The sequence below is a fragment of the Pandoraea morbifera genome (assembly GCF_902459575.1).
Lineage (GTDB): Bacteria > Pseudomonadota > Gammaproteobacteria > Burkholderiales > Burkholderiaceae > Pandoraea > Pandoraea morbifera.
Genome location: NZ_CABPSD010000001.1, coordinates 747,941 through 770,967, shown reverse-complemented (window position 1 = coordinate 770,967; position 23,027 = coordinate 747,941). Strand labels below are relative to the sequence as shown.

Annotated in this window: 20 protein-coding genes and 1 pseudogene; 13 read left to right on the top strand and 8 right to left on the bottom strand. The window is 63.5% G+C overall.

Annotated features, from left to right (window positions below; all coding sequences use genetic code 11):
* Nucleotides 1-148 precede the first annotated feature (148 nt).
* The 11 genes from thrS (at nt 149) to PMO31116_RS03260 (ending at nt 13,152) form a co-directional block, all read left to right on the top strand.
* Complete coding sequence (gene thrS / locus PMO31116_RS03310; protein WP_150565432.1) at nt 149-2,056, top strand: threonine--tRNA ligase; 1,908 nt, start codon at nt 149-151, stop codon at nt 2,054-2,056.
* Nucleotides 2,057-2,108: 52 nt separating this feature from the next.
* Nucleotides 2,109-2,627, top strand: a complete 519-nt coding sequence (gene infC / locus PMO31116_RS03305) for a translation initiation factor IF-3 (RefSeq protein ID WP_072619107.1) — start codon at nt 2,109-2,111, stop codon at nt 2,625-2,627.
* Between the two features lie 177 nt (nt 2,628-2,804).
* Nucleotides 2,805-3,002, top strand: a complete 198-nt coding sequence (gene rpmI, locus PMO31116_RS03300) for a 50S ribosomal protein L35 (protein WP_010806049.1) — start codon at nt 2,805-2,807, stop codon at nt 3,000-3,002.
* A gap of 25 nt (nt 3,003-3,027) precedes the next feature.
* On the top strand, nt 3,028-3,387 hold the full coding sequence (rplT, locus tag PMO31116_RS03295) for a 50S ribosomal protein L20 (RefSeq protein WP_010806048.1): 360 nt from the start codon (nt 3,028-3,030) through the stop codon (nt 3,385-3,387).
* Nucleotides 3,388-3,545: 158 nt separating this feature from the next.
* On the top strand, nt 3,546-4,559 hold the full coding sequence (pheS, locus tag PMO31116_RS03290; protein ID WP_023595511.1) for a phenylalanine--tRNA ligase subunit alpha: 1,014 nt from the start codon (nt 3,546-3,548) through the stop codon (nt 4,557-4,559).
* An 85-nt stretch (nt 4,560-4,644) separates the two neighbouring features.
* The gene (pheT, locus tag PMO31116_RS03285; RefSeq protein WP_150565431.1) at nt 4,645-7,083 is read left to right on the top strand and encodes a phenylalanine--tRNA ligase subunit beta; all 2,439 of its coding nucleotides are present in this window, start codon (nt 4,645-4,647) and stop codon (nt 7,081-7,083) included.
* Between the two features lie 62 nt (nt 7,084-7,145).
* Complete coding sequence (locus PMO31116_RS03280; RefSeq protein ID WP_150565430.1) at nt 7,146-7,538, top strand: integration host factor subunit alpha; 393 nt, start codon at nt 7,146-7,148, stop codon at nt 7,536-7,538.
* A gap of 79 nt (nt 7,539-7,617) precedes the next feature.
* The gene (locus tag PMO31116_RS03275) at nt 7,618-8,019 is read left to right on the top strand and encodes a MerR family transcriptional regulator (protein WP_150565429.1); all 402 of its coding nucleotides are present in this window, start codon (nt 7,618-7,620) and stop codon (nt 8,017-8,019) included.
* Nucleotides 8,020-8,329: 310 nt separating this feature from the next.
* Nucleotides 8,330-10,600 carry a putative bifunctional diguanylate cyclase/phosphodiesterase gene (locus PMO31116_RS03270; protein WP_246185112.1) on the top strand — a complete coding sequence of 757 codons (2,271 nt, stop codon included), beginning with the start codon at nt 8,330-8,332 and terminating at the stop codon, nt 10,598-10,600.
* Between the two features lie 471 nt (nt 10,601-11,071).
* The gene (locus PMO31116_RS03265) at nt 11,072-12,655 is read left to right on the top strand and encodes a sensor domain-containing diguanylate cyclase (RefSeq protein WP_150565428.1); all 1,584 of its coding nucleotides are present in this window, start codon (nt 11,072-11,074) and stop codon (nt 12,653-12,655) included.
* A 251-nt stretch (nt 12,656-12,906) separates the two neighbouring features.
* Entirely contained in the window at nt 12,907-13,152 is a 246-nt protein-coding gene (locus PMO31116_RS03260; protein WP_150565427.1) for a hypothetical protein, read from the top strand.
* Between the two features lie 82 nt (nt 13,153-13,234).
* Here PMO31116_RS03260 and PMO31116_RS03255 read toward each other — a convergent pair whose 3' ends face one another.
* The 3 genes from PMO31116_RS03255 to PMO31116_RS03245 all read right to left on the bottom strand — a co-directional run bounded on the left by PMO31116_RS03255 (nt 13,235) and on the right by PMO31116_RS03245 (nt 14,806).
* A complete protein-coding gene (locus PMO31116_RS03255; protein WP_246185111.1) occupies nt 13,235-13,429 on the bottom strand; it encodes a rubredoxin in 195 nt (64 codons plus the stop codon).
* 294 nt (nt 13,430-13,723) lie between these two features.
* Nucleotides 13,724-14,041, bottom strand: coding sequence for a hypothetical protein (locus PMO31116_RS03250; RefSeq protein ID WP_150565426.1), 318 nt, complete (start codon nt 14,039-14,041; stop codon nt 13,724-13,726).
* A gap of 441 nt (nt 14,042-14,482) precedes the next feature.
* Nucleotides 14,483-14,806 (bottom strand): hypothetical protein, encoded by a 324-nt coding sequence (locus PMO31116_RS03245; protein ID WP_150565425.1) that lies wholly within the window; start codon nt 14,804-14,806, stop codon nt 14,483-14,485.
* 848 nt (nt 14,807-15,654) lie between these two features.
* Between PMO31116_RS03245 and PMO31116_RS03240 the strand changes: the two genes are divergently transcribed.
* Nucleotides 15,655-15,888 carry a DUF3717 domain-containing protein gene (locus PMO31116_RS03240; RefSeq protein ID WP_150565424.1) on the top strand — a complete coding sequence of 78 codons (234 nt, stop codon included), beginning with the start codon at nt 15,655-15,657 and terminating at the stop codon, nt 15,886-15,888.
* Between the two features lie 58 nt (nt 15,889-15,946).
* Here PMO31116_RS03240 and PMO31116_RS03235 read toward each other — a convergent pair whose 3' ends face one another.
* From PMO31116_RS03235 to PMO31116_RS03215, 5 genes and pseudogenes are all read right to left on the bottom strand, one after another.
* Nucleotides 15,947-18,580, bottom strand: coding sequence for a sensor domain-containing protein (locus PMO31116_RS03235; protein ID WP_150565423.1), 2,634 nt, complete (start codon nt 18,578-18,580; stop codon nt 15,947-15,949).
* Between the two features lie 278 nt (nt 18,581-18,858).
* Nucleotides 18,859-19,077: an RNA-binding S4 domain-containing protein gene (locus PMO31116_RS03230; protein ID WP_150565422.1), complete on the bottom strand. Its 219-nt coding sequence runs from the start codon at nt 19,075-19,077 to the stop codon at nt 18,859-18,861.
* Between the two features lie 90 nt (nt 19,078-19,167).
* A pseudogene (locus PMO31116_RS03225) lies at nt 19,168-19,749 on the bottom strand (TMEM175 family protein).
* A gap of 56 nt (nt 19,750-19,805) precedes the next feature.
* Nucleotides 19,806-21,011, bottom strand: coding sequence for a GGDEF domain-containing protein (locus PMO31116_RS03220; protein ID WP_150565421.1), 1,206 nt, complete (start codon nt 21,009-21,011; stop codon nt 19,806-19,808).
* Complete coding sequence (locus tag PMO31116_RS03215; RefSeq protein ID WP_150565420.1) at nt 21,008-21,601, bottom strand: flavin reductase family protein; 594 nt, start codon at nt 21,599-21,601, stop codon at nt 21,008-21,010. Before PMO31116_RS03215 ends, PMO31116_RS03220 begins: the two co-directional genes overlap by 4 nt.
* Nucleotides 21,602-21,951: 350 nt before the next feature.
* Between PMO31116_RS03215 and PMO31116_RS03210 the strand changes: the two genes are divergently transcribed.
* Entirely contained in the window at nt 21,952-22,974 is a 1,023-nt protein-coding gene (locus PMO31116_RS03210; RefSeq protein ID WP_425494755.1) for a DUF72 domain-containing protein, read from the top strand.
* The last annotated feature ends 53 nt before the right edge of the window (nt 22,975-23,027 follow it).

The window sequence follows — 23,027 nt, the reverse complement described above, 5'->3', positions numbered from 1 at the left end:
TGAAGGTGCGACGCTAAGTCGAGGGTGTTTTTCGTCTGGATGCAAGGAATGAAGAGACGGCCTCGACGAACAGTCGAGGCCGTTTTTTTTCGTGGTTTTGCCGCGTGGCGTGGGCTGCGCGTGACGTTTTTGCGCATGGGAGTGCGACATGATTTCGGTACGTTTGCCTGACGGTTCGCAACGCGAGTACGAGGCCCCGCTTACGGTGGCGCAAGTCGCCGGCTCGATCGGTGCGGGCCTGGCCAAGGCTGCCCTGGCCGGCCGCGTCGACGGCAAGCTGGTCGATACGTCCTATCTGATCGATCGCGACGTGAGTCTTGCCATCGTGACCGACAAGGATGCCGACGGTCTCGACATCATCCGCCACTCGACGGCGCACTTGCTGGCCTATGCCGTCAAGGAACTGTTCCCGGAGGCGCAGGTGACCATCGGCCCGGTCATCGAGAACGGTTTTTACTACGACTTTGCCTTCCATCGCGCCTTCACGCCGGAAGATCTCGAGGCAATCGAGAAGAAGATGCACGAGCTCGCGAAGAAGGACGAGCCGGTCACGCGCGAGGTGCTCTCGCGTGACGATGCCGTGCGTCTGTTCATGTCGATGGGCGAAAAGTACAAGGCCGAGATCATCGAATCGATCCCCGCCACGGAACCGATCGGCCTGTACCGCGAAGGCAAGTTTGTCGACCTTTGTCGCGGCCCGCACGTGCCGTCGACGGGCAAGCTCAAGGTCTTCAAGTTGATGAAGGTCGCCGGCGCCTATTGGCGCGGCGACGCCAAGAATGAGCAATTGCAGCGCATTTACGGTACGGCCTGGACGAAGAAGGAAGATCAGGATGCGTATCTGCACATGCTCGAAGAGGCGGAAAAGCGCGATCACCGCAAACTCGGTCGTGCGCTGGACTTCTTCCACATGCAGGAAGAGGCGCCCGGCCTGGTCTTCTGGCACCCCAAGGGCTGGACGCTCTGGCAGCAGGTCGAGCAGTACATGCGCCGCGTCTACCGCAACAACGGTTACCAGGAAGTGAAGGGGCCGCAGATTCTCGACCGCTCGCTCTGGGAAAAGTCGGGGCACTGGGAGAACTACAAGGACAACATGTTCACGACGGAATCGGAGAACCGCGCCTATGCGCTCAAGCCGATGAACTGTCCGGGGCACGTCCTGATCTTCAACTCGTCGCTGCACAGCTACCGCGATCTGCCGCTGCGCTACGGCGAGTTCGGCCAATGCCACCGCAACGAGCCGTCGGGCGGCCTGCATGGGCTGATGCGCGTGCGTGGCTTCACCCAGGACGACGGTCATATTTTCTGTACGGAAGACCAGATTCTCGAGGAGTGCGTGAATTACACGGCGCTGCTGCACGCGGTGTACAAGGACTTCGGCTTCACGGACATGATCTACAAGGTCGCAACGCGTCCCGAGCATCGGGTGGGTTCCGACGAAAACTGGGACAAGGCGGAGTTCGCGTTGATGGAGTCGCTGCGTCGCTCGGGCTGCGAGTTCGTGATCGCCGAGGGGGATGGGGCGTTCTACGGCCCGAAGATCGAGTACACGCTCAAGGATGCGCTCGGTCGCCAGTGGCAGTGCGGCACGATGCAGGTCGATTTCTCGATGCCGGAGCGCCTTGATGCCGAGTACGTGGCCGAAGACAACAGCCGCAAGCGCCCGGTCATGCTTCACCGCGCGATCCTGGGTTCGCTGGAACGCTTTATCGGCATTCTGATCGAGCACCATGCTGGTGCAATGCCGGTCTGGCTGGCGCCGGAGCAGGTGATCGTGATGAATGTGTCGGAAAAAACGGCCGATTATGCCCAGGAAGTGACGAAAAAGTTGAAAGAACAAGGGCTTAGGGCTCGGAGCGATTTGCGCAACGAGAAAATTAGCTATAAAATACGCGAGCACTCGTTGCAGAAAGTTCCCTATCTCGTGGTAGTGGGGGACAAGGAGCAAGAGGGTAATACGGTAGCCGTGCGTGCCCGTGGCGGCGTGGATCTGGGTGTCATGCCCGTTGATGCGCTCATCGAACGTCTTGCGCAAGCGTGCGCAACGTTCCAATAACGCCTGTCGGACAGCGCGGCTAAATTTTTGACTTTTTTCGAGGATAAGCAACATCGCTACCGATAAGTCGCATCGCATCAACGGCGAAATCACCGCGCCCGAAGTGCGTCTAACTGGCGTTGACGGTGAGCAGCTCGGCATCATGAAACTCGCCGAGGCTTTCCGTCTGTCCGAAGAAGCTGACGTCGATCTGGTGGAAATCGCGCCGCAAGCGCAGCCGCCGGTGTGCCGCCTGATGGACTATGGCAAGTTCAAGTATCAGGAACAGAAGAAAGCGCACGAGAACAAGCTGAAGCAGAAGGTTGTTCAGATCAAGGAAGTCAAATTCCGACCTGGCACCGATGACGGTGACTACAACGTCAAGTTGCGCAATCTGAAGCGGTTCCTCGAAGAGGGCGACAAGACCAAGATCACGCTGCGTTTCCGCGGACGTGAGATGGCTCACCAGGAAATCGGCGCTCGTATGCTGGAACGTCTGAAGACCGATCTCGAAGAGTTCGGCCAGCCGGAACAGATGCCGAAGATGGAAGGCCGTCAGATGATCATGGTCATTGCGCCGAAGAAGAAATAAGGTCGTGGCGGTGTCGAGCGACACCGCCGGATCGCAGGAATTGCCGTGACCTCCCGCAAGAGAGGTCGCAGCGATACAGGGTGCTGTCCGACCCTGAAAATAAGTGATCCCGGGTTCTACAAGGGGCGCGAAATTGGCGTCACACCTGTGATCATGTTAAAAACCCCGGAGTTTTTCATGCCCAAGATGAAAACCAAGAGCGGTGCCAAGAAGCGCTTTCGCGTGCGTCCTGGCGGTACCGTCAAGCGTGGTCAGGCCTTCAAGCGTCACATTCTGACGAAGAAGACCACCAAGAATAAGCGTCACCTGCGCGGTGCCGTCGGCGTTCATGAGTCTGATCTGAACTCCGTACGCGCAATGCTGCCCTTCGCTTAAACCCCGACTTAGATAGGAGAGAAACATGCCTCGAGTCAAACGTGGGGTCACCGCACGGGCCCGCCATAAGAAAGTCATCGCTGCAGCCAAGGGTTTCCGCGGCCGTCGCAATAACGTCTTCCGCATCGCCAAGCAAGCGGTCATGCGCGCCGGGCAATACGCCTATCGCGATCGCCGCAACAAGAAGCGCGTTTTCCGTGCCTTGTGGATTGCGCGTATCAATGCAGGTGTGCGTCAGCACGGTATGACCTACAGTGTGTTCATCGCTGGTCTGAAGAAGGCCTCGATCGAACTCGACCGCAAGGTGCTGTCCGACATGGCCATCAACGACAAGCCGGCATTTGCCGCGATTGTCGCTCAGGTGAAAGCCGCCGTCGCAGCCTAAGCTGTAGTTAGCGTATAGCGCGTTTTACCGCGCGCCATTCGCCAGGAGGGGGCTCTCATCGGAGCCCCCTTTTGTTTTTCGCCTGCCGCCTGCCTTTTTCGCACGCTTTTTTGCTTGAACATGCGGCCATTCGACCGCCTAACTTGAGTCTGTAGCATATGGATCTGGAACTTATCGTCAGCGAAGCGCAGCGTGCGTTCGCCGCCGCTCCCGACGCCGCCGCGCTGGAAAACGAGAAAGCTCGCTTTCTTGGCAAGACCGGCCAACTGACCGAGTTGCTCAAGGGCCTCGGCAAGCTCGATCCCGAAGCACGCAAGACCGAAGGTGCGCGGATCAATGCGGCCAAGCAACAGATCGAAGGCGCGCTGCAGGCGCGCCGTCAGGCCATGGCCGATGCGCTGCTCGACGCGCGACTGTCCGCCGAGGCCATCGACGTTACCCTGCCCGGCCGCGGCCTGGGCGCCGGTAGCCTGCACCCCGTGCTCACTACCTGGGAGCGCGTCGAACAGATTTTCCGTTCCATCGGTTTCGACGTGGCCGACGGCCCCGAGATCGAAACCGACTGGTTCAACTTCACTGCACTGAACAGCCCGGAAAACCACCCGGCCCGCTCGATGCAGGACACCTTCTACGTCGAGGGCAACGACGACGCCGGCAAGCCGCTGTTGTTGCGCACGCACACCAGCCCGATGCAGGTGCGCTACGCGCGCATGAACAAGCCCCCCATCAAGGTCATCGCGCCGGGCCGCACGTATCGCGTCGACTCGGATGCCACGCATTCGCCGATGTTCCATCAGGTCGAAGGCCTGTGGATTGCCGAAGACATCAGCTTTGCCGACCTCAAGGGGGTGTACACCGACTTCCTGCGCAAGTTCTTCGAGCGCGACGACATTCAGGTACGTTTCCGCCCGTCTTACTTCCCGTTCACCGAACCGTCCGCCGAGATCGACATGCAGTTCGAGACCGGCAAGAATGCCGGCAAATGGCTGGAGATCTCCGGTTCGGGTCAGGTGCACCCGACCGTGATCCGCAACATGGGCCTCGACCCGGAGCGCTTTATCGGCTTCGCATTCGGCTCGGGCCTGGAGCGTCTGACGATGCTGCGTTACGGCGTGCAGGATTTGCGCCTGTTCTACGAGAACGATCTGCGCTTCCTGCGCCAATTCATGTAATCGATGCCGAAGCCCCGGGCTGGCGCGCCAGATCGCTGCCGCCGGGCTCTCGGAAGTGAAGTCTTAACTGCGAGCGAACTGATCCATGCAATTCTCTGAATCGTGGCTGCGTACCCTGGTCGACCCGGATTTGTCGACGGACGCGTTGGCGCATGCCCTGACGATGTCCGGGCTCGAAGTCGAGGAAACCAATCCCGTCGCCCCGCCGTTTACCGGTGTGGTGGTGGCCAAGGTGCTCGAAGTGGCGCGTCATCCGGATGCCGACCGCCTGAACGTTTGCCAGGTCGATGCCGGTACCGGCGAGACGCTCACCATTGTGTGCGGTGCGCCGAACGTGGCGCCGGGCATCAAGGTGCCGTGCGCCACGGTAGGTGCGGCGCTGCCGCCGGCGCAAGCCGGTGACGCGCCTTTCCAGATCAAGGTCGGCAAGCTGCGCGGCGTGCAGAGCTTCGGCATGCTGTGCTCGGCGCGCGAGCTCAAGCTCTCCGACGACCACGCCGGCCTGATGATCCTGCCGGAAGACGCGCCGGTGGGCATGAACATCCGCGAATACCTCGATCTCGACGACACGGTGTTCGTGGTCAAGCTCACCCCCAACAAGGCGGATTGCCTGTCGCTGCTCGGTGTCGCGCGTGAAGTTGCCGCCATCACGGGGGCGCCGCTCAAGGATCTGCCGGGGCAAGGGGCGGAGCCCGCCACGATCGCCGATACGCTGCCGGTGCGCATCAGCTCGCCGCAGGGCTGCGGACGCTTCGGTGGCCGCATCATCCGCAACGTGAATGCCGCCGCGCCGTCGCCGCGCTGGATGGTCGAGCGTCTCGAGCGCGCGGGTCAACGCAGCATCTCGGCGCTGGTGGACATCACCAACTACGTGATGCTCGAACTGGGCCAGCCGCTGCACGTCTACGATCTGAACCGGCTGCAAGGCGGAATCGACGTGCGCTTCGGGCGTTCGGGCGAAACGCTCAAGCTGCTCAATGAACAGACCGTGACGCTCGACGAGAGCGTGCTTGCCATCACCGACGCCAGCGGCCCGATCGGCCTGGCCGGTATCATGGGGGGCGATTCGACCAAGGCCGGTCTGGAGACCCAGAACATCTTCCTCGAAGGGGCTTTCTTCTTCCCGCACGCCATTCAGGGCCGTGCGCGCAAGTACAACTTCACCAGCGATGCGTCGCACCGCTTCGAGCGCGGCGTAGACTTCGCCGGCAACGTGCGTGCGCTCGAACGTGCCACGCAATTGGTGCTCGAGATCTGCGGTGGCCAGGCCGGTCCGCTGGAAGACCTGGTGGCGCAGTTGCCCGAGCGCGCACCGGTGAAGATGCGCGTCGCACGTGCCGTCAAGATTCTGGGAGTGCCGGTCCCGGAGCAGGAGATGAGCGCCATCTTCACGCGCCTTGGCCTGTCGTTCACGCTGGAAAATGGTGTGTTCGAGGTTACGCCCCCCTCGTATCGTTTCGACATCGAGATCGAGGAAGACCTGATCGAGGAAATCGCGCGCATTTACGGCTTCGACCGTATTCCGGCCAATCCGCCGGTGGCCGCGAGTGAAATGCGCCCGACGAACGAGGGGCGCCGCTCGCAGCATGCCGTGCGCCATGCCGTGGCGGCGCGCGATTATCACGAGACGGTCGGCTTCAGCTTTGTCGACGTGGAGTGGGAGGCTGATTTCGCCGGCAACGACAATCCGATCAAGCTGCTCAACCCGATCGCCAGCCACCTCGCGGTGATGCGCTCCACGCTGATCGGCAGCCTGATCGCGACCGCGCGCTACAACCTGAATCGCAAGGCCTCACGCGTGCGGGTGTTCGAGATCGGTCGTACCTATCATCGCGACAATACGGTGGCGTCGGGCGAACTGAGCGTTGGCGGCTACCGTCAGCCGCTCACCGTCGCCGCGCTCGCGTATGGCCCGGTGCTCGAGGAGCAGTGGGGCGCCCCCTCGCGTCAGGTGGACTTCTTCGACGTGAAGGGCGACCTCGAGGCATTGCTGGCCCCGCGCACGGCGCGTTTCGTGAAGGCCGAACACCCGGCGTTGCACCCGGGACGCAGCGCTGCCATTGAAGTGAACGGTAAGCGCGTCGGCTTCATTGGCGAGCTGCATCCGCGTTGGCAGCAGAAATACGATCTGCCGCATGCGCCGGTGCTGTTCGAGATCGAGGCCGAGGCACTGTTTGCCCGCGACGTCGCGAGCTACGAGGAAATCTCGAAGTTCCCGCCGGTGACCCGCGACATTGCGCTGGTCGTCGACCAGTCGCAGCCGGTGCAGGGATTGCTCGACGCCATGCTCGCGGCACGCCAGGACGATCCGGCATGCGGCATCGTGCAAACGGTGCGGCTGTTCGACGAATTCCGGCCCAAGGCCGGTGCTCCGTCGGGGTCGCTGGGCGCGCAGGACAAAAGCGTGGCGTTTCGTGTTACTCTGCAAGACCCCTCGGGTACGTTGCAGGACGAGACGGTCCAGGGCGCCATTAACGCACTGGTAAAACGGGTAGAAGGGTTCGGCGCGCGCTTGCGCGGCTGAAACTCGGTAGAAATCCGGTTGCGAGTGGGTTATCGCACTGTCATCGCCATCGCGTGGGACGTATGAACGAAATGAATCCTGGTGAATTTGAAGCCATGCTCGCAGCGCAGCGCATCGCGATGGGCCGCAGCGAAGTCAACGAGGTCTCGACCGAAGCGCCGACGCTGACGAAGGCCGAACTGGCGGAGTTGCTGTTCGAACACGTCGGTCTGAACAAGCGTGAAGCGAAGGATATGGTCGAGGCGTTCTTCGAATCGATTCGCGACGCGCTTGAATCGGGGGACAGCGTCAAGCTTTCCGGCTTCGGTAACTTCCAGTTGCGCGACAAGCCGCAACGGCCGGGCCGGAATCCGAAGACCGGCGAGGCCATCCCGATCGCCGCGCGTCGCGTCGTCACCTTTCACGCCAGTCAGAAGCTCAAGTCGATGGTGGAGTCTGGCGTTCTGAGCAAGTAAATCCCGGCCGCCGCATTCTGTGGCGGCCGCCGGTTTTTCGTCCGCAATTTAACCGTCGTCCCATTCTGCTCACGCTGCGATGGATCACGTTGCCTTGCCGCCGATTCCCGCCAAGCGATACTTCACCATTGGTGAGGTGAGCGAACTGTGTGGCGTCAAGCCTCACGTCCTGCGCTATTGGGAGCAGGAGTTCACGCAGCTGCGTCCAGTCAAGCGGCGCGGTAACCGACGGTACTACCAACATCACGAAGTCCTGCTCATCCGGCGTATCCGGGAGTTGCTCTACGAGCAGGGGTTCACCATCAATGGCGCTCGCAACCGGCTGGAGGCCGATTTACCGCGCGGTGCGCGAGCGTCAGGTGTGGCCGGTGCGACGGGGCAGGGGGAGTCGGCCCTCGACACCGCGACGGGCGAGTCCGCTCTCGACGTTGGCGACTTGCGCCGGCGTCTCGAATCGATCATCGATCTGCTCAAGTCCTGAGCCGCCGCCAACCGGTCGGCGGCCTTTCCGTGTCCCGAACCCCGGGATTCTCCCAATGCGGCGCTCGCCGAACCGTCCGTAATCCGAGATATGACACGCCGCGCGGCGGGCTGGCGCTCGTCCGTTCGGATGAGCCCGATGATTCCTTCGCTCGGGAAGTGCGGAGACGACTTCCGGGGGCGCGGCGATTGCCTTACACTTGCCGGAAACAAGGGCACCTGTCAGCGATGCCTTTCCGGATCCTCATGACAACCGGGCCATCACCGACCGCTTTTGCGCGGGGGCGCGAAGGCTGAAAGGATCTCCACCTATGGCGGAACCGAGCACGGCGGAAATGCGACAAGGTCGTTGGGCGACGTCCTATCGCTCGATCGTCGCGATCCTGATTTTCGGTTTGCTGATCCTGATCCTGCTTTGGACGGCGGTGCTTTGGCGTGTCTCCATCGAGTACAAGGCCATTCTTCGCGACGCGGCGGCGTCGGCCTCGACCGTGGCGTCCGCGCTCGAGCAGCAAACGCTGCGCGCGATCCGTCAGGTCGACCAGATCACCCGCTTCGTGAAGTATGAGTACGAGCACCGTCACGGCGAATTCGATCTGCATCGAACGCTCAGCGAGGGCATCGTTGCCGACCGGTTCATGGTGCTCGTGAGTCTGGCGGATGCCAATGGCGATGTGTTCGCCACCACCCTGCCGGATGCGGCACGGGTCAACATCGCCGATCGCGAGCATTTCCGGGTGCATTTGCAGAGCGCGAGCGATGGCCTGTTCATCAGTCATCCCGTGTTCGGTCGCGTATCGCGCAAATGGGTGCTCCAGTTCACCCGGCGACTGAACCTCCCGGACGGCTCGTTCGCGGGTGTGGTCGTCGTGTCGCAGGAACCGAGCTACTTCACCAGCGATTTCTACACCAACGCCGTGCTCGGCCAATACGGGCAGATCGCCGTGATCGCCGACGACGGTGCGTTGCTTGCGCGCAGCACGGGCGCGAGCGTCGCGATCACGAGCACGGGCGAGCTTCCGCCGTTCACGGCGCAGCAGCGGATGTCGGGTGTGCAGCGCGACCCCATCGACGGCATCGAGCGCGTCGTGGCGTACCGTCACCTGCGCGACTATCCGTTGGCCGTACAGGTGGGATTGTCGATGGACGAGGAACTGGCGGAGTACCGTCATGTCGAGCGGGTCTATCTGACGATGGCGACGTTCGTATCGGTCGCGCTCGTGGTTTTCTTCGGGATGATCGCGTATCTCATGCAGCGCCTCATTGGCCGGGATCAACAACTCACCCGACTGATCTCGTACGATGCCCTCACCGGACTGCCGAATCGATATGCGCTGATGGAATCGCTGCGTCGGGCGCTGGCCACGACTGCGCAGGTGGGCAAGGTTGCGCTGCTCCACATCGATCTCGACAACTTCAAGAGCGTGAACGATACGCTCGGTCATGCGCAGGGCGACGACATCATCCGTCAGGTGGCCGAGCGGTTTGCGCCGCGCATGCCTGCCGAGGCCATGCTCGCGCGCTTCGCGGGCGACGAGTTCATGGTGCTGCTCGAGGGCGACGATGCGCCCGCGCAAGCCGAGCCGCTCGGCAATACCTTGCTCGCTTCGCTCAAGACGCCGATGGTCGCCGACGGCACGTCGTTCGCGCTGCACGCGAGTATCGGCGTCGCATTCTGGTCGAAACCCGACGAGACCGAAGCCGACCTCATCAAGAAGGCGGATCTGGCGATGTACTCGGCGAAGGAGGCCGGCAAGAGCGCGGTGCACGTCTACACCCAGCAGATGACGTATCCGGCACACCAACTGGTCGTGTGGGAACGTCAGATGGAACAGGCGCTGGCCAACAACGAGTTCTTCCTCGCGTACCAGCCCATCATCGCGCTTGGCGCCGATTGCGTCTGCGGCATGGAGGCGCTGATCCGCTGGCGCCATCCCGAGCGCGGTGTGCTTGCGGCGGGCGATTTCATCCCGCTGGCCGAGACCACCGGGCAGATCGTGGCGATCGGCGAGTTCGCGCTCACGCAGGCGTGCCGTCAACTGGCGGCCTGGCGCGGCACACCGATGGCGTCGCTGAAGCTGGCGGTCAACGTGTCGTCCGTACAATTCTGGCGGGGTGACATCGGCGAGCTGGTGGAGGGGCTGATCAAGACCTACGAGATCGAGCCGAATCGTCTCGAACTGGAAATTACCGAATCGGTGATGATCAAGAACCCGGCGCTCGTGGAAATGAAGATCCAGCAATTCAAGCGGGCGGGCGTGCGCATCGCACTCGACGATTTCGGCACGGGATATTCATCGTTGTCCTATCTGACGCGCTTCCCTGTCGATACGCTCAAGGTCGATCGCTCGTTCGTGGAGTCGATTCCCGATTCGTCACGCTCGTGTCTCATGATTTCCAATATCGTCAATATTGCGCGATCGCTCGGGATCGAACTGATTGTCGAGGGCGTGGAAAATGACCGCCAATTGGATTGGTTGCGCCATTTCGTTCCGCTCTGTGCACAAGGCTATTTATTCTCCCGGCCGGTGGAAATCGGGCAAATGGATTCGGTAATCGAGCGTTTTGGGATTTGCCAATAAACAGTTGAAATTCAAATACCACATATTCGCCCGGTTAATAGATTAAATAGGGATTCAGAATAAATCGGTTGCTTGCCGGTTTTTCGTGAGGATCGACCGTCGGAGTGCTATAGAATCACGAGGTCATCGCCACGCATGTGCACCCGCGTCAAACCGGACGAAATTGGACGAAGCGGGACGAATCACGGCGAAACCGGGCGTGGCGGGGTGTCAACAGCCTGCAATTGTCGGGGTGGACAATGGCAGGGCAGTCAGGATCCGAAGGCGCGGGGCGCGACAAGCCGGGGATCGGGAACGAGGAAAAGGGTTCGACGCGCAGACCAGAATTGGCAAACATACGCCGGCAACACGAATGCCGGTCGCGACCAGTGATGCCGTCCGGGGAAGATGGCAGAAACGCGACTCGAAAGAGGCGATGGCATTGTCAAAGTAACAACTGAAAAATAATAGAACGAGCGTTTGATTTTCGGAATGAGGATAAGGCATTGGCTTTATGCCGCCTGTCTCTCGGCTGGCGTGCTGGTCGCCTGCTGGGTCGCGGCGGACCGGACCGCCACGTCGCTGGTCGGCGACAAGCTTGCACAGAGTGTCGACGCGGGTCAGATGGTGGCCGATCGGGTTGCCGACGGCATGGTTCACGCGATCAATACGGATCTGGCGATGGTGCGGGCCATTCCCGCGACCTTCGCCGAGGTGGATCTGCTGCGCGACGTCCTGCGTGCATCGCAGGACGGCGTCCCGTCGCCCGATACGGTCGCGCGCGCCAACGAGTTTCTGCGCGGCGCACAGGGCTACTTTGGCGTGGACCGCATCTGGGTGATCGACACGCGTGGCGTTTGCGTGGCGGCCAGTAACTTCCGCGATGCGCCGTCGCCGGTCGGCCGATCGGTAGCGGGAATGCCGTACGTGACCCGCGCATTGCTCGGCGGGCGTTACGAGGGGTACGCCGCGGGTTGGGAGCCCCGGTCGCCCGGTCTCTATTTCAGTGCCCCCGTGTACCGTGACGGCGAGCTGATCGGTGTGGTGATGACGAAGATCGGACTCCTGCGTTTGCGTCACTGGGTCGGCAGCGGCGAATCGTTCATTACCGACGGCAATGGCGTGGTCATCATGAGCCACGAGCCGCGCTTCGAAAATCGCTTCGTGCTTGACGGCAAGCTCGGTTCGCTGACCGAAAGCGAGCGCCTGGCACTGTACCAGCGCCAGGCGTTCGCCGGCATGCCGATTTCACCGTTCCGGCGCGCTCCCGGTCGTGCGAACGCCTGGGTGCCTCAGTCGCTGCTCGAGCGCATGTCGGCGTTCGACGACCAGTCCAGGCCGTTCGTGATCGCATCCCGGCCGAGTTCGAGCAACGACCTGATCGTCTACGCGGTGGAGGGCGTCGATGCCTGGGAGGCGCTTACGCGCCAGCACGCGAAGGACCTGGCGCTGTGTTTCCTGCTGTACCTGGGCGGCGCTGTGATCCTCGCGCTCGGCGGATGGATCTACTGGCGCGAGCGAGTTCAACATCGTCAGGTGCGCCAATCCAACGAAGCGTTGCGTGCCGCGAATCATCAACTGGCATTCGAGGCCAGTTACGACGAACTGACCGGTAGCCTGACGCGCCGTTACTTCTTCCATCGCTTCGAGCAATTGCTGGAGGCGGCGCAGCGCAAAAACGAGCCGATGAGCCTCATCGTGGCCGATCTCGACCACTTCAAATCGATCAACGACACGTACGGTCACTCGATCGGCGACCAGGTGCTGTGTCGGTTCGTGCTGGTGTGTTCGTCGATGCTGCGTGGCGACGATCTGATCGGTCGGATCGGTGGCGAAGAGTTTGCGATCCTGCTGCCCGGGGCGAGCGAGCGCGATGCGTTGCGCGTTGCCGATCGGATTCGCGAGCGCTGCAAACGCGAGTCTGTCGAAGGCAGCGAACCGCCGCTGCGTTTTTCGTCGAGCTTCGGCATCACCGAGTGGCAGGACGAAGACTCGCCAATGAACATGGTCGAGCGCGCCGACATGGCGTTGTATCGCGCCAAACGCGCCGGGCGCGACCGTTGCTGGGTGTTCTGAAGTCTGCGCCTGCCCGGGGCGCGTGCGTTGCACCGGCGCGAGCCGTGTCCGGGTTGCCTCGCTTCCCGGCGCCGCTGCGATCGCGAATTCCGCACGGTTACCAATGTCACGTTTGGTAACCAAAGCGCGGCGCCCTCCCGCGCATTTCAGCGGAACTTCCGTGTCTAATGGGTCAAGCCGCCCGGTGACGATCGACTTGCCGTCGACGGTCGCCGTGCAAGGCTCGACATCAATCCACGGGAGACTTTATCGTGAAACGTTTACTCATGCTGGCGGGCGGGGCCGCCGTCGCCATGACGATGGCCGGCTGCGTGGCCGTGCCTTATGGGGCGCCGGCCTATGGCAATGCCTATTACGACAACTATGGCTATGCGCCGGGCTATGCCGTGGCACCGGCCCCGGTGGTGACATTCGGCGTCTCGGGAAGTTATTACGGTGGCGATTACGACCGTGGCTGGCGGGGACGCGGCGGGCGCGGCTGGGGCTGGCGTCATTGACAGCGGTGACGTACGTCGCCGCGTCGGCAAGAAAATCGTAACAGACGAAGCCGCGGCGCAACGCAAGCGTGCGCCGCCGCGATCAGAACTCCGACAGCACGAAGTCCGCCTTGGAGACGTCGCATTCCGGGCACCGCCAGTCGCCGGGCACGTCGCTCCAGCGGGTGCCGGGCACGAGGCCGTCGTTCGGCGCGCCTTCGGCTTCGTTGTAGATCCAGCCGCAGATCAGGCAGATCCAGCGCTTGAATTCGGTGGGAGTGTCCAGCGTGGTGGTCATGATGTCGGGTCAACGGGGAAAACTTTCGCGACCCGCATTGTAAGGCACGCGCCGCATGACGTCCCGCCCGGCACCCGGCCGGGCACCGGCGAATTTAATCCAGATCAAGGCGTGGCGGTGCGATGGCGCTGGGCGGCGCTGGACGCTACCTGTCGAGGCCGCGTGAAATCGCTGCGGGGGTTGGTGAGGCTAACGAGGTTAATGCGGTCGAGGTAGTCGGGCGGAGCACGGGAAGACAAAGCGGCAGGCTGGCACGCGCCGGACGGCGCCGACGCGCGCATGCGGTGCTGCCGCTCACCAGTGAATCTGATTGAGGAAGATCGGTGCCATTTGGGCAAGTGAATTGAGCAGCGACATGGCGGTGTCGCGATGGGACACTTCCTTCCACAACCGGCTTTCCTTGACGACTCGGTCGCGATCTTCAGCGGTTTTCACGTCGGGCGAACGCAGTTCCTTGATCAGATCGATGACGGACGCGCGGTCAACGGTTTCCGTGACCGAGTGGTGTGCCAGCAGATCGTCGAGATGCAAGCGTTCCGCTTCCGTCCCGGTCGTCGCCGACGACGGATCAGGCGTTGCAGCAGACACGGACGGCTTGTCGGATTGGGTCATACGAGGCGGTCTCCCGAAAGTCACTGGAAAGCGAGACGACGCAGCATGTGAGAGCCGGCGAGGCTCTCGCGTCGCGCATGGCGAGGTATCGCCTGTCTCCATCATAGGCCGAATCCCGTGCGCTGCGAACCCTGCGATTGCGGGGAGCGACACCCCGCCGCACATCGTTGCCTGACCGGTCTGTGTCGTGTCAAAGCCGTGACGCGGCGGCACAGAAGCCGGGTCGTACGTCAAGCGCAAAAAATTTATCCAAGGTTGATGCCGAAACGGGCAATCCTCTTGACAGCCTGTGTCTGTGGGCGTTTCGAGAGCAGGGTGGCGGGTTATCCAGTGGGTTATCCACAGAAGTTGTGGGTAACTCGCCGTCTGCGCGCCAGGCGTCGACCGTGTGGATGCGATGACGTTCGCATGACACGTCATCCTGCCCGACGGGGCGTTACGTCAGCGAAGCAGCGGACGCAACATGAGCAAGGCGAAGAACAACGCGACACCCACCGGCAGCAGGCCGGTAAAGAACGCGGGCCACGGCGCACGACCGCGGCGACGGGCGCCGAATGACGAGATCAGCCCGGCGCAGAGACAGAGTACGCCCACGGCCCAGGTCGGGTTCGGGTGCTTCAGTACCCAGGCGGCGGCAGCCAGCAACCCGACCCACGCCAGCGGCAAAGCGCCCGGTGGCGGCGGAGTGACGGGGGCCGGTTTGGCCTGCGTTCGCAGGGTGGCCGGGTTCGTATTCTCGGGCAAGTCGGGGCGTTTGTCGGGCATCGGGATTCCGGAAAAGCGCGCGTGACGGGGGTGTCTCGCGAAAGCCGCAGCATAGCAAACGTGAGGGCCCCACGCTCAGGAGGCAGGCCCGGGAAAGTCTGGCGGCGACGGGGGACGGAGGGCGGCGGAAGCGACGGCGGCGGAGCGCGTCTCTCTCGCTGGCGCATGGACATGCCAGACCGAGGTGGGATCGCTGATACGGGTCGGTGCGAACGCGGGAGGCGTGGCGCAGCGATTGTCCAGATCGACGTAGTGCCTGAGGTCTCGCGGGTCCCGGGCGTCCCGAAGGTCCGTCGCATTCAGGAGGCGTGGCAAGACGAGCGCCCCGGCGGCGACGCCGGACGGCATGTGCACGGCAACGCAGGGCTGATGAAAGGCGTCGGCCGGGGTCGGGCCGGCGGGTACCGATTGGGCCCGCACACTCGCGGAACCTAGCGCGAGTATCAGGCCTCCGATCATGACGCCGAAGCGCGCGACGCTGGCGCGGTGGGCATCGGCGGCATGACGAACGTGTTGGCACGGGGAATGCTCGGGGTGTCTCGGCGGCATGGCTCGCTCCGTCGGGGGGCGGACGTTGGCAATCGCGACGTCGCGCCTCGCGAGAGAGGACGCCGCGTGTTCGCCCATTCGCAAGCCAATTTCATGCCGGAGTGCCCAGGTGCATGATTTCTCGGGGAATTTTTTGTTGTCCGGCGCGCATTTGCGGATTGGCCCCCGGCAGATGTTGCAGTTCCGAAACGTGCAGCCGAGAATCGACCCAACCGCCATTCGTACGAACTGGCATGCTCCGATTTGTCGGATACTGTATATAATTACAGTATTCCATCCACGGCGAGACAGAACCTCACATGAAAGCCAATTACTCCATCGCCGACATCGAGCAGGCGATCAACTATTGGACGAGCCACCAGGCGGCGGACAGCAACTTGTCCTTGTGCAAGTCGGCCCGCGCGCTCGCCAACGTCTACGGCGAGATGATCTACCGGCGGGCGACGAGCGTTGCGGCCGAATCGCTCAATGCCGAGCAGAGTCAGGCCCTCGAGACGGCCCTGCACCAGATGGAGCTGCGTCTCGCGCCCTGATCAGGGTGAGGCACGGACGCACGAACGCCAGACAGGAGCGTCACGACCGTCCTGGCCGTCATGACGAAAGGGGGTCCGACGCGAGCCGCATGGACCAGCGCTCCAGCCAGCGCTCCAGATCCCCGGCCGACAGGGCCGGCGAGAACAGATACCCCTGTCCGACGCGGTAGCCTTGTTCGACGAGGACATCGCGCTGGGCCTCGTCTTCGACCCCCTCGGCCACCACGGTCAGGTGCAGGCTGTGGCCGATGCCGATGATGGCGCTGGTCAATGCGCGCACCGTTTCGTCGCGCGTGATGTCATGCACGAAGCTGCGGTCGAGCTTGAGTTCCGACACCGGCAGACGTCGCAGATAGCCCAGACTCGAATACCCGGTGCCGAAGTCGTCCATCGACATGCGCACGCCCATCGCGTGGACTTCGTCGATGATACGTAGCGTGCTCGGGTTGTGGTTCATCAGCACGCTTTCCGTGACTTCGATGGCCAGGCACGACGGCGGCAATCCGTGATCGGCCAATGCCTGCGCAATGGTGCGCGGCAGGTCGTGATCGTGGAAGTTGGTGGGCGAGAGATTGACCGACACGTTCGCGATGCCCACGCCGCGCCGGCGCCAATCGGCCAGTTGCCGGCAAGACTCGCGCAGCGTCCACGTACCGAGTTCTCCGATCAGTCCGCACTCCTCGGCCAGCGCGATGAAGCGTGACGGCGGCACGTCGCCGTATTGGGGATGAGCCCAGCGCGTCAGCGCCTCGGCACCATACACCGTCTCGTCGAGCAGGTTGATCTGGGGTTGGTAGAACAGTTGCAGTGTTCCGCGGCGAAGGGCGTCGCGCATGGCGGTTTCCAGTTCGAGCCGCTCCTGCGCGAGAATCTTCATGTCCTCGCTGAAGAACCGGACGCTGCCGGGGCTGGTCATCTTCGCCTGATACATCGCCATGTCCGCGCGCTGCAGCAGGATGTCGAACTCCCTGCCGTGGTTCGGGTACAGGCTGATACCGAAGCTGCCTGACGGTGCCAGCGTCACCCCGTCGACCTGACAGGGCGCGTTGACCGCGCCGCGCATGCGCTCGATGGCGATGTCCAGGCGCTCGGGGTCGCATTCGGTGAGCACGGCCACGAATTCGTCGCCCGACAGGCGCGCCACGATATCCGCGCCGCGCAGCGCGCGACGCAGACGCTGCGCGATCGTGCGCAGCAGAACGTCGCCCGCCTGATGACCCAGCGAGTCGTTGACCTGCTTGAATCGGTCGAGATCGATGAAGATGACGGCCATGCGCGTGCTCAATTCCGTTGCGCTGGCAATGGCCTGCGCCGCGAGCACGCTCAGCATGCTGCGATTGGGCAGGCCGGTGAGGCTGTCGGAAAACGCCAACTGGCGGATGCGCGTGCGCGACTCGTCGCGCTCGAAGGCCAGCTTGCATAGGTGCACGCACACGTCGACGAGGCGCTCGTGCAGCGCGTCGGGACCGCGTGGCGTACGGTAATAGAAGGCGAGTACCCCGAGCACGCGTCCGTCGTTAGCGATGATCGGCATGGACCACGACGCCGCCAGCCCGAACTCGGCGGCCATGTCCCGGAAATCGGCCCAGCGCGGATCGGTCGCGATGTCGGTCACGACGACCGGCCGCGCCTGAAATGCCGCGGTGCCGCAGGTGCCCACGTTCGGGCCAATGGCCAGACCGTCGATCATCTGGTGGTAACGCGCAGGCAAGCTCGGTCCCGCTTGCGGACGCAACCGGCCCTCGGCGTCGACCCGAACGACCGAGGCCATGACTTCCGGGGCGATCTGTTCGAGCTCGCGGCAAACGAGCGTGAGCACTTCCACGAGCGGCGCATCGCGCACCATGGCGGCCAGCGCCTTGTGCTGAAGCACTTCCTGGATCTTCGATTGCGTGATGTCCGTGAACAGCACCACCGAATTCGCGAGTTCGCCGTTCGCATCGAGAATCCGGTTCGTCACCATCGACACCCAAAGCGGCTGATGCTGGGCCGTGCGCACGAGCACTTCGCAATGGCAACTCCGGCCATCGCGGGCAGAGCGCATGCACCCGACCAGCGCCTGCTTGACGTCCATGGCCGCCGCACCGTCGGGCGGCTCGTCAGCCGACATCGCGCCGAACGAACTACCGACCGACTGGCCCACGACGTCGTCGGCCGCGTAGCCGAACATGCGCGTGAAGCCGGCATTGACATAGCAAACGGCGCCTTGCGCGTCTGTGATCAGCACCGCGTTGTCGGTCTCGTCGACCCCGAGCGAGAGCAGATGCATACGCGCGTCATCGGCCGCCTGGCGCGCCACGCGTGCCGTCACGTCGACGGTCAGCTTGATGACGAAGGCAAGCTCGCCGGCGTCGTCGAACACGGGGTTGTAGGTGGCCTCGAGCCAGATGGGCTGGCCATCGCGCCGACGGCGGCGGACCTGACCGGTATGGGAGCGCCCCGTCCGCAGGACTTGCGCGAGGGAGTCGCCGCAGGTCGGGTCGTCCGGTGCGCACAGCAGCGTATGGGGTTGACCGAGGAGTTCGTCGCGGGTGTAGCCGAATTCGCCGAGCAGCTTGTCGTTGACGCCGACGATAATGCCGTCCGGCGTCAACGTGAGCATGCCCAGCGAGTGATCGAGCGCCGCGAGCAATGCCTCGCGCCCGGGCGTCGGATTGACGTCGGCGGTGGACGGTGAACCGCGCACGACCATCGAAAGGACCTCCTCGGACGTCCTGTGGACATTGTCGGATATGACTGGGGCTGACACGCCAAAAAACGCTTTCAAGTATAGCGACCTGCAACGGCAGGCTCACGTGGGAGAAACCGGGAGCGTCACGAAGGTGACACCGCCCCGGGCAGCGGGCGATCGGCGCATGGGAGCGCCGATTTGCACGTTTGGCACGTTTTCAGCGGGTCCGACGGCCTTGAACGGCCATGGACAAACTCGGAAACAATGTCTCGAACGAACGCGGGCGGGTCGGAGCGGCCTCAGGCGCCCTTGACGCGAATGCGCACCCCCTCCACCGAAACGGTCTGGCCGGCGCGGATCTTGCAGGTCTTGCGGGTCTCGATCTGGCCATCGACGCTCACCGCGCCATTGGCCACCATGACCTTGCCCGCACCGCCGGAATCCACGATGCCGGTGAGTTTGAGAAGGTCGTTCAGCGCGACGAATTCGCCGGTCAATTCAAAAGTAACGTTTTGCATGATGGTGCGGATACTTCGTAAAAACCCAATGCGCGTCGACCGCCGCCGCGCACCGTCCGGGCCCCGCTGAAATGGCGCGGGCGGCCGCACCTACCGCTCGAGGACATGCTCGATCCGACGGTCCGGAATCAGCCACACCGCGGCGACCAGCGCATACAGCGCCAGGGAAACTTCCGGTATCACGAACGCCAGTCCAATGGCCGCGGCATAGACGAGTACCGACGTCTTGCCCTTGAAGTCGCGGCCCAGCGCGGCGGCCAGCTTGGTGTTGCCGCCCTCGCCATGCACCGCAAGCAATGCACGCGTGAGGATGAAGTACGCAACGGCCGCCATGAACAGGACCACGCCGTAGAGCGCCGTCGGCCAGGCGGTGAAATGATTCTCGCCCAGCTAGTGGGTGACGAACGGGATCAGCGAGAGCCAGAACAGCAGGTGTAGATTGGCCCAGAGCACGCCACCCGAGACACGCTGCACGACGTGAAAAAGGTGGTGATGGTTGTTCCAGTACAGTCCTACGTAGACGTAACTCAGGATATAGGTGAGAAACGTCGGCGCGATCGGCAGCAGATCGGCCAGCTCGCTGCCATGCGGTGCTTTCATCTCGAGCACCATGATCGTGATGATGATGGCGATTACGCCATCGCTAAAGGCTTCCAGTCGGCTTTTGCCCATGCGTGTCCAGGTTCTTCCAGGTCGATAATCAGGGTTACAGCGTTACAGCGTCAGGGTTACAGCGCGGCCACGCGGTTGCGCCCGGCCTGCTTGGCGGCATAGAGCGCGCGGTCGGCGCGTTGGAGTACAGCGCCGAAGTCGGCGTCGTCGGGCGCGAGGCCACCCACGCCGATGCTCGCGGAGAAGCGTATCGGTGCGTTGGGGCCGGGCACGCTCGCGCCGCCAACGGCCGCGAGCAAGCGCTCGGCTGCCTGCATGGCGCGTTCGGCATCGGCGTCGGGGAGCAGCACCGCGAATTCCTCGCCCCCGAGACGCCCGATCACAGTGTCCTTGCGCAGTGTGGCGCGCAATACCACCGTCAGTTCGACAATGACGAGGTCGCCGACGGCATGCCCCCAGGTGTCGTTGATCGCCTTGAAATGATCGAGGTCGAGCATCAGCACGGCCAGGCGGCGCTGCTGCGCCCGGGCCGCCGCGAACTGGCGCTCGGCCTGCAGGAGAAACGCGCGGCGGTTCAGCGCGCCGGTGAGCGCGTCGCGCATGGCCATGTCGCCGAGCACGTGATTGACCCGGCGCAGCTCCAGCTCGTCGACGACCAGGGCCGACAGGTCGGCAAGCAATGCGCGCTTCTCGTCGTCGAGCGTGCGCGGCTTGCGGTCGATCACGCACAGCGTGCCAAGGCGATGCCCCTCCGGCGTACGCAGCGGGGCACCCGCGTAGAAGCGGATGTTCGGCTCACCCACGACCAGCGGGTTGTCCGCGAAGCGCCGGTCGGCGCGGGCGTCGGGCACCACCAGGACTTCGTCGTCGAGAATCGCGTGGGCGCAAAACGCCATGGAGCGCGGGGTCTGCTCGGCTTCCATGCCCTGACGGGCCTTGAACCACTGGCGCGACTCGTCAATCAGCGAGACGAGCGAGATCGGCGCACCGAGCACGTACGACGCCAGCCGCACGATGCGGTCGAACGCGGGTTCGGGCGGGGTGTCGAGAATCTCGTAACGACGCAAGGCGGCAAGGCGCGCGGCCTCGTCGGGATGGGATTGGAAATTCAGGGGATCTCTCAATGTCGACACTCGATCGGTAGCCTCCGAGACCCCATCAATTCTGCCGCGCCAGCCCTCGCTTGGCAATTGCGGTGCCGCCGGTCGTGCGGCGCCGGGCACATGACTTGTCTGCCACAGCGCCTGAGCGGCCAGCCGCACGTCGCCGGGGAAGCGGTGCACACGCCCGGCGTCGGCCGGGGTACAAAGGGCGAGTGTCATGGTTTGACTTCGAACGCTTCGCCGGTCTCGAAGAAGTTGCCGCCGGCAATGTAGTGCAGGCTTCGCGATCCGCCCGATCCGGCGGATTCACGGGTCTCGGCGGTCCCGAACTGCCAGTGTCCGTCGCGAAAGGCGCGCGGATCGGCCCAGGCCGCCACGACTTCGCCGAGAAACAGGTCGTAGCGCTCCTGATTGTGCGGCTCCGGAATCACGCGGCATTCCAGCCACGCCAGGCAGCCCTCGATGAGTGGTGCCCCTATCTGAGAACCTTCGAACGCCCGCACCCCGGTGCCCGGGGCGAACTTGTCGGTATCGCGCCCGGAAATCGAGCCGACCGCGAGCGTCTCGCGTGCGATGGCGCGTGTCGGCACGTTCAGTGAGAACTCGCCCGAGGCGTCGACCAGCTCACGCGTGAGCGTATTGCGATCGATGACGACGGCGACCTTCGGTGGGGAAAAGTCCACCGGCATCGACCAGGCAGCAGCCATCACGTTTCTGCGCCCGGCGTGGGCGCTGCCCACGAGCACGGTCGGGCCGTGATTGAGCAGTCGGTAGGCTTTGGGGAGTGCGACGGGCAGACGGTCGGTCATGATGGACGCTCGGCAGGCGGAGTAAAGGATCAGGCGGCCCATGATAGCGCGCATCGGCACGCTGCCGGCGGTGCTTGACGCGACGACTGACATCCGAAAAAGGCGGCCCGCAGGGTGAGCTGCGGGCCGTACAAACGGCACGGTGCGGGGAGCGCGTGCCGGATCAGATGTGCTCGCAGTATTTCATGCGTTCGTCCCAGTCCAGTCCCCATGCGCGTGGGAGGTGGCATCGTCCATCTCGTCCCTCTCGTCCCGCGCGTCCTATACTGAGGCGCATGTCCGGAGCACGCGTCTGGCCGCGGCCTCGGGGAACACGCCAACGGTTGTCATTGCCAACGGGAGGGCGGGGTATGCGCCGATCTCAGTCGTCGGGCACGGGGCAGCGCGATTTGCTCACGGGCGACATGCCTGATGACGCAAACGTCGCGCAGCATGCCGGGCCGGCGCGCACGATGGCGCGCGCCGGCGCCAATGTCTACGTCGGCACGGCGTCATGGACCGACAAATCGCTCATTGCCTGCAAGCGCTTCTATCCGCCCGGGCATACGTCGGCCGAGGCGCGTTTGCGCTACTACGCCAGCCGCTTTCCGATGGTCGAGGTCGACAGCAGTTATTACGCCATGCCGTCGGCCGTCAACGCACGGCTCTGGGTGGAGCGAACGCCCGCGCCATTCGTGTTCAACATCAAGGCGTTCCGCCTGCTGACCGGCCATCAGACGCCGCGCATCGCGTTCCCGAAGGACCTGCAGCCCGAACTGCCGCCGGGCACCAGCGTCAACGTCTACTACAAGGACATGCCCGACGCGCTCAGGGACGAGATCTGGCGGCGCTATCTCGAGGCCCTTGCCCCGTTGCGTCTGGCCGGCAAGTTGGGGTTGGTGCACTTCCAGTTTCCGCCCTGGCTCACCGGCGATCGGGCGAGCCGCGCGCACGTGGAGGCATGCGCGCAACGTATGGCCGGCTACGGCGTGGCCGCCGAGTTCCGTTCCCGCGGCTGGTTCGACGGGGCGCGCGCCGGCGAGACGCTGGCCTGGCTGCGCTCGCTCGGTTGGGTCAACACGATCGTGGATGAGCCGCAGGGCTTCGCGAACAGTATTCCCCAGGTCTGGCAGGCCACCACGCCGCTCGCCGCCGTGGTCCGTCTGCATGGCCGCAATCAGGCCACGTGGAACGTACGCGAGAGCGTGGCGGCGTCGGATCGCTTCAACTACGACTATCGCGACGCGGAACTGGCCGCGCTGGTCGACCCGATTCGCGTGATCGCCAGGGAGGTCGCGCGCGTGTACGTCGTGTTCAACAACAACTACGAGGATCAGGGGCAGCGAAATGCGACGACCCTGATGCGTCTGCTGGGCGACAACGCGATGCAGTAAGATGTTTCGCCAGCCGAAGCATGCGTTTTGACGTTTCGACATTGAAATCATGG